This window comes from Exiguobacterium sp. RIT452 (assembly GCF_003598705.1).
In the GTDB taxonomy this organism is placed as follows: domain Bacteria; phylum Bacillota; class Bacilli; order Exiguobacteriales; family Exiguobacteriaceae; genus Exiguobacterium_A; species Exiguobacterium_A undae.
In genome coordinates this window covers 213874-222507 of the sequence record NZ_QXJB01000005.1, presented here as the reverse complement: position 1 = coordinate 222507, position 8634 = coordinate 213874, and the positions used below count along the sequence as shown (strand labels likewise).

The window sequence follows — 8634 nt, the reverse complement described above, 5'->3', positions numbered from 1 at the left end:
TCGTCGTGTCGTTTTCAGCGACTTTAATAAGATATCACGGAATAACTTATGCGTCAATCCTTTTTTCAAATTAATTTATCGCGTCATCGGCGTGTGCCTGTCGACATGTATTAATATACTATCTCGAGATAATAACGTCAACACTTTTCCTTTAATTTTTATTGTGTTATTTTTTCCTTCTATACTATGTCGACGTTTTTTATTTTAAACAATCAAAAAAACCGGTCTATTAGACGACCGGTTCATACGTTACGAGTTCTACTCCCAATCCTTTTGTCCGTTGATAAGAAATACGAACCAACCCTTTACGAATAAAGAAATCAATCAGACTGCCTAAGTCCACTTTCAGCTCTTCCAAACGATCGTCTTCCATCAACTCATACATCGTCCACGGCCGATCGTGTTCCCGCATCACTTCAAATAAGTATTTTCCGCCGGACAATACCTTGGACTGCAACAAGTGCTCCAGACCAATCAACGCCAAATGAATCCGTTGCTCCAATGTTTCTTCGCTTAATAATAGTTGTTCATACAGCTTGTAGACGTCCGGATCGTCTAAACGTGCCTGTTCCCAAACGACGACTTCCGGGTGTGCCCCTTTTTCGAGAACCGACAACCGTGCCAAATGATGCAAGGCATGGTGGACATGCGTATAGGCGTCATAGTAGTTTCCGCGGCTGAACAGATTTCTTCCGTCTTGAAAACGGCGCAACAGTTTTGCGAACGACAGGGACATTTGCAAACATCGTTCCGTCTCCGGAAAATTAAGTAATTGTTTTTTTAAATCCGTTAAATAATCATTTCGTTCAAAAATGATGGTCCCTTCTGATATCCAATGAACCGCTCGCCGATTCGCATTTAAAATCAGCCAACGCGATAAGACCTGTTCGTTTACAAGATGTAACGAAACACGTAATGTATCCAAACGGTAATGTTTGACCGTCCATTCAATTGATGGATCACGTGTGATCACTAGAAGCAAGACATCAAATTGATCCGTCAGCGAGTCTCTCGGCTGTCTTTTTTCAACGGAGATGATGCCCTGCGTCTCCGGATAAGCTGCATATTCCGAATAAATCGTGCGTGTCACTTGTTCCATTTCCCTCTCACCCTTCTTTGCTCCGTACTCATCACTCTGATCATTCGTCCGTTACCATTTTCGACAAAAAATCAACCGTTCCTGCTTCAGACTCGATCCAACAATATGCTAGACTGACTACAGGGGGAATTCATGTGAAAAAACAACGTAAAAATAAAATAAACCGTGCCCGTAACTTGGCAATGTTCCTTGTTTTCGGCGGAATGCTTGTCATGTACGGCGGTCTTTTGTTAAAACAATTCGAAATTATCATGGTCATTTTAATGCTGGTCGGATTTGTCATGGTGCTTGCAAGTACAGCCCTTTATTTCCTCATCGGACTAACTTCGACGAAAGCCGCTGTTGTCACCTGTCCGAACTGTGGAAAGGAAACGAAGGTTCTGGGCCGGGTCGATTTATGTATGCACTGCGACGAACCGCTGACGATGGACCGAAATCTTGAAGGTAAAGAATTTGATGAAAAATACAATAAACACAGTAAACGAGCTCCCCGCTAAAGGAAGCTCGTTTTTTCATTGCACCTTCGATTGGCAGTCCGGACAAGTTCCGTATACTTCTAAACGATGACGATCCACTTTAAAACCTGTCAAGTGGGCAGCAACCGTCTCGACGTCGTCAAGAACAGGGTAATTGAAGTCCACGATTTTTCCGCAGCCTTCACAAATCATATGATAATGGCGAGTCGTGACAAAGTCGAAGCGACTCGACGCATCCCCATAATTCATCTCTTCCACGATTCCTTTTTCCCGGAAGACCCGTAAGTTATTATAAACCGTCGCCACACTCATATTTGGAAAACGATGTTCGAGCGCACGATAAATTTCATCTGCTGTCGGATGGGTATGTCCCGTCGTTAAATATTCCAAAATCGCATGACGTTGTGGTGTCATCCGAACGCCTGATTCACGTAAAGAGCGTACTGCATCATCTAGCATCTCGTTCGCCACGTCATCCCCTCATTTCTATCTTTCATTGATTATTAGATTGTAATCTTTATAATTAGTCTACCTACATTCTTTCTTTCCGTCAACGGCTCTGCTCCCCGTTTGACGGACATGATACAATCATATCGTGATATTTTTCACGTATCAATGATTGGAGGAATCATCATGTCAACTCACGCAAACCGCCCAACTTCCGAAGCATTATACGAAGTGGCACAAAAATGTATCGTCGGAGGCGTCAACAGTCCTTCCCGTTCTTATAAGGCAGTCGGAGGCGGTGCCCCCGTTTATATGGAACGCGGAGAAGGTGCTTATTTTTATGATGTCGACGGCAATCGTTATATTGATTACTTAGCAGCTTACGGACCAATCATCACAGGTCACGGTCACCCTCATATTACGGAAGCGATCACGAACGCTTCAAAAAACGGCTTATTGTACGGGACACCGCATCGTCTGGAAATCGATTTTGCCCACAAACTCCAACAAGCGATCCCGTCTTTGGAAAAGGTCCGCTTTACGAACTCTGGAACAGAGGCCGTCATGACGACGATCCGCGTCGCCCGCGCCTACACGGGACGTGAACTCGTCGTCAAGTTCAGCGGATGCTACCATGGTCACTCGGACTTGATGCTGATTGCAGCTGGTAGTGGTCCCGCGACCCTCGGTTCACCTGATTCAGCCGGTGTGACGAAAGCAACTGCCAAAGAAGTCATTACGACACCGTTCAACGATATTGAAGCATATCGTCAGATCATGAAGGAATGGGGCGACCAAGTCGCCTGTGTCCTTGTCGAACCCATCGTCGGAAACTTCGGGATTGTTGAACCACAACCCGGTTTCCTCGAAGCGATCAATGAAATCACCCACGAACATGGTGCACTCGTCATCTATGATGAAGTCATCACGGCTTTCCGTTTCATGTACGGCAGTGCCCAGGAACTGCTGAATATCCGCCCGGACATGACCGCACTCGGAAAAATCATCGGTGGCGGTTTGCCGATTGGTGCATACGGTGGTCGCCAGGACATTATGGAACACGTCGCACCACTCGGTCCAGCTTATCAGGCGGGTACGATGGCCGGTAACCCGGCTTCAATGGCTGCCGGAATCGCTTGCCTTGAGTTACTCGAACAACCAGGTGTTTACGAAGAGTTCGATCGCCTTGGCGCGAAGCTTGAACAGGGTATTCTCGAAGCAGCAGACACACATGCTGTCACGATTACGATCAACCGCCTCAAAGGAGCCTTGACGGTCTACTTCACGGATGAGACGGTCGTTGATTATTTAGGAGCAGAGCGTGCAGACAGTGAAATGTTCGGCCGTTTCTTCAAGCTGATGCTTGAACAGGGCGTCAACCTTGCCCCTTCTAAGTACGAAGCCTGGTTCTTGACGACCGCTCACACAGAAGCAGACATCGACGAAACGATTGCTGCCGTCAATCGCGCTTTCGCACAACTGTAAGCTGTTCCCCTCTCATACCATATAAAAAAGCTATTCCGTTTTTACGGAATAGCTTTTTTTCATTCGACGAGCTCTAGGTTTTGGATCGCATACAGTTCAAAGTAAGCACCACGTTTACGCATCAAGTCTTCATGACGTCCCATCTCCGTAATTTGACCGTTCTCGATGACGACGATTTTATCGGCATCGGTGATGGTCGAAAGGCGGTGGGCGACGGTAAACGTCGTCCGTCCTTTGGCGAGACGCGCCAGCGAGTCTTGAATCATTGCTTCACTTTCCAAATCCAACGCACTTGTCGCTTCATCTAGAATCAAGATTGGTGGATTTTTCAGGAAGACACGGGCAATCGCCAGACGCTGTTTTTGTCCGCCTGATAATTTAACGCCCCGTTCGCCGACCGGTGTTTTGTATCCATCTTGCAGTCGTTCGATGAATTCATGGGCATTGGCGGCTTTCGCTGCAGCAATGACCTGTTCATCCGTCGCTTCCGGATTTCCCATCTTGATGTTCATCTCGACCGATTCACTGAATAGAATCGATTCTTGCATGACCATTCCGATTTGATCACGCAGACCACGCAACTTCAAATCACGAATGTCGACGCCGTCAAGGGTAATCCGTCCGGAAGAGACGTCATAAAAACGCGGAATCAGACTGACGAGGGTTGATTTCCCTCCGCCTGACATACCGACGAAAGCAATCCGTTCCCCGGCCTGAACGTCGAGCGTCAAACCGTTAATCGCCCGTTCGCCCCCTTCTTCATACGAGAAGCTGATATTTTCAAATTGAACGTTCCCTTTGACAGCAACCGGATTTTTAGCTGTCGCTTTCTCCGTGATGTCATACGGTTCATCCAAAAATTCGAACATCCGGTCCATCGAGGCAATCGACTGGGTCAATGTCGTCGATGAGTTGACGAGCCGTCCGAGCGGTGCGTACAGACGGTCGATGTAGGCGATGAAGGCAACCATCGTCCCAAGCGATTCTTGACCGTTCAAGACAAGGAACGCCGCAGCACCAAAAATCAAAATAGGCGCAAAATCAGTAATCGTCGAGACGACGACATATGTCCGGGCGTTCCAGTTGGTTTGGCGCAATGCCGCTGTCAAGAATCCGTCATTTTGCTTTTTAAAGGCACGGTTTTCATGGGGTTCGAGCGCAAAACTGCGGATGACGGCCATGCCATTGACCCGTTCCGTCAAGTGACCTTGCAGTTCAGCCAGTGCCGCGGACCGGTCACGCGTCAGACTGCGGAGCCGGCCGTAGAAAAATTTCACGGCAAGCGCATAAAACGGCAACGGGATGATCGCGACGAGTGTCAACTTTGGATCAATGGTCCACATGATGGCAATCGCAATCAAAATCGTAATCATATCGAGCCACAAGTTCATCAGACCGGTCACGACAAAATCTTTTGTTTGTTCGACGTCATTAATGATCCGTGAAATGACCTCACCTGTTTTCGAATTTGAATAAAACCGAAGTGATAATTTCTGTACATGATCAAACAGTCGATTCCGGACATCAAACAGAATTTTCGAAGCGGACCACTGGGCAAGGTATTGCCGGATGTACTCAAGCGGTGGTTTGACGACGAGGAAGACGAAGAAACCGGCTCCGATCAGATACGCCAACTCTTTACTGCGTTCTGCCAATGGCACAGTAGTCGTTTCCGATAATAAGTTGTCGATGATGTATTTATAGAGTAACGGTAACCCTAACGGAATCGAAAATTTGATGATCCCGACAAACACGGTCAGGAGGATTTGTTTCTTGTATGGTTTGACGAATTCCATGTATCGCCGGATCGAACCTTTTTCTTTTGATCGTACTTGTTTTGTTCTAGCCATGTGTTTCCCTTCTTTCCACTAAAAAAAGACGATGGCGAACCATCATCTCCGATATCTTGTTTCGTATTCACGATACCACGTTTCAACGAATGCCGGATTAAACGGACCCTTCCGACTCCGAATCCATTGAATCAAAATTTGGACGTTGTCTTTTAGAATACGATCAATCGCTTTCGGATAATTCATCTCGCGGCGATGTTTTTCGTACTCGTCCTCATCCAAAATCATGTAAGACATGTCTGGATACACCTTGATGTCTAAATCATAATCAATGTACTTGACTGCTCGATCCTTTTCATCAAACGTCGAAGGTGACCCTAAGTTGCAGTAATAGTAGATTCCGTCTTCACGGATCATACAAATTACATTAAACCAGAGTTCTGTCGAAAAATAACAAATCGCGGGTTCGCGTGTCCGCCACTGACGACCATCCGATTCGCTGACCATGATCCGGTCATTGAATCCAATCAATTCTTCATCCGTCGATTTAAGCACGAGCGTTTCTTCCCAAACTCTGTGTAAGCTGCCGTTATGTTTGAAACTTTGAATCTCAATCTTGCTACTTTCTTTTGGGAATCGACTCATGTGCTACTCCTTTCTGAAGCTTTTTATTCAGTTTTTTCTCTACTCTCGTGCTTATTATACCCATTTTCAGAACACATGAAAAACGAAAGGCTATTTTTTCAGGAAAATGACTGGTATTTATTTTGAAAAATGATGCAAGATGGCTTGTTTTCGTTGCTGAAACATCGGCCGAAGAATAAAGGCGTCGACAAACCATTTTGGAAAATAGGATTTATAGATTAAGTCGTCAATCATATATACGCCATCCTGACGTTCTTCGACACGGTGTGTATGACACCACGCAGCGAAAGGAAACGGCACCTTCACTCCGACGTCAACAAATGCATCTTTTCCGACCATCGGGATGATCGAATCCCACTGTACAAAAATCGGCGGTACCCCGACCTTCAGCTGGATCGTATTGCCGGCATACGTCCGGGTATCACCGATGGTCTGAACTTTCGGAAAAGTCGTCATGCCAGTCAATGCTTTGGCGTCACTTAAAAATAACCAAGCTTGTTCTTTTGTCGTCGGGACACGGGTTTCCGTCATAAAACGATTCATTAAAGTTCCTCCTTTAGTAGACGATCAATCTTCATCTGGGCGACTGAAATCGGTTGCTTGGCATACGTTTGTTCATCCATCAAGACGGTCCCTTCCGGTTGGGTCGTGACACGATAAACGGTAATGTCCCAAATCCGGTGGGAAAAGATGTGTTTGACACTGCCGATACGCGTCCCCGGCTGCTCTTCTGACGTTTCGACCAGAGGATATTGCCACATGCCCGCGAGGAGTCCTGTATCGGGACGTTGCATGACTGCCACTTGACCGTTTTCTTCATATACCAAGGCGTCATACTGAATCGTCTGCGTTTTCCCTTTTTTGGTTTTGACCGGAAGCTCCGCTTGAACAGACCGCTCGTAGGCGAAACAGACATCATTGACCGGACAAAGTCCACACATCGGTGATTTTGGCGTACAGACCATCGCGCCCAGTTCCATCAAGCCTTGATTGAAACTCGAAGGATCCGTGTGATCAATCAACTCATGGACAGCAGCTTCGAATACTTTTCGAGTTTTCGGAGCGGCGATGTCGTCATAAATCCCCAAGACCCGTGATAAGACACGCATGACGTTCCCGTCAACAGCCGGCTCCGGATGACCGTAAGCGATAGAGAGCACGGCACCCGTCGTATAAGGACCGACCCCCCGCAAACTTTCGAACCGTTCCTTTTCATCCGGTACGATTCCGCCGTATTTTTCAACAACTTCCTGAACGGCGATTTGAAGGTTCTTAACACGGGAATAGTACCCTAAGCCTTCCCAGTATTTTAAGACTTCACTTTGTTCCGCCGAAGCCAAGTCGTGTGGTGTCGGAAAGCGTTCCGTGAAGCGGTGGTAATAAGGAATCACCGTATCGACCCGTGTCTGTTGCAACATGATCTCACTGATCCAGATATGGTAAGGATTTTTCGTTTCACGCCATGGCAGTTGCCGTTGTTCCCGCAAGAACCATTGCACCAGTTCGGTTGTAAAATGTTGCTTATTAAAGTTTGTGAAATATTCTGTAACGAGAGTCAAAATTCTACCTCTTTTCTGTCTGATACGTTATAGTAAGTTCAATTAACCATGAAATCACTCTACGATTCTTTTTATTATCTTGAATACTTTATAGAGGAGCGAATTCGCATTGGATACTGGTACGCATATCGGAATGGGACTTTGTCTCGCCGCCATTTCAACACTTGAACCCGATGTCGCAGCAAGTGCTACACTGTTCGCTGCCGTCACCACTACAGCTTTGGTCGGTTCCCATGCTCCGGACTTTGATACTGTATTTAAATTTAAAGGCAACAGTGCCTATCTCAGACAACACCGTGGTAAATCACACGGCTTAATCGCTTTGATCGCTTGGCCGCTGTTGTTGTCGATTGTCATCGGCGCTTTATTTGGTGTTCCACCTACTTCATTATGGCTGATGGCACAGACCGCTGTCGCCCTTCATGTCTTCGTCGATCTGTTTAATGCTTACGGCACACAGGCTCTCCACCCCTTTAAAAGGACTTGGATCGGATGGGGTGTCATCAATACATTTGATCCGTATCTGTTCACGATGTATTACAGCGCGTTCGGCATCTGGTTGCTGACCCGGGCGACGATTGTCATCTTCCCGATTCTGATTGCAATCGTCATCATCTACTACGCCGTTCAGTTTAAGTTGCGAAACGACGCTTTGGCAACGGCAGCCCGTTACTATGGCGGAGCGCATAAGCTGTTTATCTCGCCCGGTATGAAGTGGGATGAGTGGCACGTCGCGGCCCGCTTGCGAAATGAATATGCTGTCGTCAAAATCAATGCCGGTACCGTCGTCGAATGCGGTAATTTCCGGATTAAGGACGAACCGCATGGAGACGAATTATACGAAATCGTCAAAGAAAATGCCGATTTGCAAGCTTTTCTCGAATTCTCAAAAATTCACACGTATACCGTTTCACGAAAAGACGGGATTGTCGAATACCGTTTCACGAACTTACGTTACTTTACGAAAGAAGTTTATCCGTTCGTCGCGGTTGTCCGGATCGATGCCGCCTCCCGCCAGATCGTCAGCTCGTACACCGGCTGGGTCTTCAGTGAACGCACATTACAAAAAAAACTGATTGTCCCTGCACTATGAATAAAGGACTCGTTACCCGAAACAACTTCCGGGTCAACGA

The 8634-nt window shown here is 46.7% G+C and carries 9 protein-coding genes; 3 read left to right on the top strand and 6 right to left on the bottom strand.

The genetic code is table 11. From position 1 onward, the window contains the following. Positions 1-229: 229 nt before the first annotated feature. The gene (locus D3D03_RS12655) at positions 230-1099 is read right to left on the bottom strand and encodes a nucleotidyltransferase-like protein (RefSeq protein WP_026833774.1); all 870 of its coding nucleotides are present in this window, start codon (positions 1097-1099) and stop codon (positions 230-232) included. Between the two features lie 134 nt (positions 1100-1233). Between D3D03_RS12655 and D3D03_RS12650 the strand changes: the two genes are divergently transcribed. Next, the gene (locus tag D3D03_RS12650) at positions 1234-1596 is read left to right on the top strand and encodes a DUF2614 family zinc ribbon-containing protein (RefSeq protein ID WP_012369565.1); all 363 of its coding nucleotides are present in this window, start codon (positions 1234-1236) and stop codon (positions 1594-1596) included. Between the two features lie 15 nt (positions 1597-1611). Here the strand turns inward: D3D03_RS12650 and perR are convergent, their stop codons facing one another. Beyond that, a complete protein-coding gene (perR, locus tag D3D03_RS12645) occupies positions 1612-2034 on the bottom strand; it encodes a peroxide-responsive transcriptional repressor PerR (protein ID WP_251135550.1) in 423 nt (140 codons plus the stop codon). A gap of 174 nt (positions 2035-2208) precedes the next feature. On the opposite strand from perR, the gene D3D03_RS12640 reads away from it, so the two are divergent. Beyond that, positions 2209-3507, top strand: coding sequence for a glutamate-1-semialdehyde 2,1-aminomutase (locus D3D03_RS12640; protein ID WP_119923749.1), 1299 nt, complete (start codon positions 2209-2211; stop codon positions 3505-3507). Between the two features lie 59 nt (positions 3508-3566). Here D3D03_RS12640 and D3D03_RS12635 read toward each other — a convergent pair whose 3' ends face one another. The 4 genes from D3D03_RS12635 to mutY all read right to left on the bottom strand — a co-directional run bounded on the left by D3D03_RS12635 (position 3567) and on the right by mutY (position 7501). Further along, on the bottom strand, positions 3567-5357 hold the full coding sequence (locus tag D3D03_RS12635) for an ABC transporter ATP-binding protein (RefSeq protein ID WP_051524882.1): 1791 nt from the start codon (positions 5355-5357) through the stop codon (positions 3567-3569). Positions 5358-5399: 42 nt separating this feature from the next. Then, positions 5400-5942, bottom strand: coding sequence for a nucleoside tri-diphosphate phosphatase (ntdP, locus tag D3D03_RS12630; protein WP_026833778.1), 543 nt, complete (start codon positions 5940-5942; stop codon positions 5400-5402). A 117-nt stretch (positions 5943-6059) separates the two neighbouring features. Beyond that, entirely contained in the window at positions 6060-6485 is a 426-nt protein-coding gene (locus tag D3D03_RS12625) for an SRPBCC family protein (protein WP_026833779.1), read from the bottom strand. Further along, positions 6485-7501, bottom strand: coding sequence for an A/G-specific adenine glycosylase (gene mutY, locus D3D03_RS12620; protein WP_026833780.1), 1017 nt, complete (start codon positions 7499-7501; stop codon positions 6485-6487). Before mutY ends, D3D03_RS12625 begins: the two co-directional genes overlap by 1 nt. Before the next feature lie 109 nt (positions 7502-7610). Here mutY and D3D03_RS12615 point away from each other — a divergent pair, with 109 nt between their 5' ends. Next, a complete protein-coding gene (locus D3D03_RS12615; RefSeq protein WP_119923748.1) occupies positions 7611-8594 on the top strand; it encodes a metal-dependent hydrolase in 984 nt (327 codons plus the stop codon). Positions 8595-8634 lie beyond the last annotated feature (40 nt).

Bases quoted from the DNA above. Each gene is read 5' to 3' on its own strand.
- D3D03_RS12655 (WP_026833774.1), bottom strand. From the start codon at position 1,099: ATGGAACAAGTGACACGCACGATTTATTCGGAATATGCAGCTTATCCG.
- perR (WP_251135550.1), bottom strand. From the start codon at position 2,034: ATGCTAGATGATGCAGTACGCTCTTTACGTGAATCAGGCGTTCGGATG.
- D3D03_RS12640 (WP_119923749.1), top strand. From the start codon at position 2,209: ATGTCAACTCACGCAAACCGCCCAACTTCCGAAGCATTATACGAAGTG.
- D3D03_RS12635 (WP_051524882.1), bottom strand. From the start codon at position 5,357: ATGGCTAGAACAAAACAAGTACGATCAAAAGAAAAAGGTTCGATCCGG.
- ntdP (WP_026833778.1), bottom strand. From the start codon at position 5,942: ATGAGTCGATTCCCAAAAGAAAGTAGCAAGATTGAGATTCAAAGTTTC.
- D3D03_RS12625 (WP_026833779.1), bottom strand. From the start codon at position 6,485: ATGAATCGTTTTATGACGGAAACCCGTGTCCCGACGACAAAAGAACAA.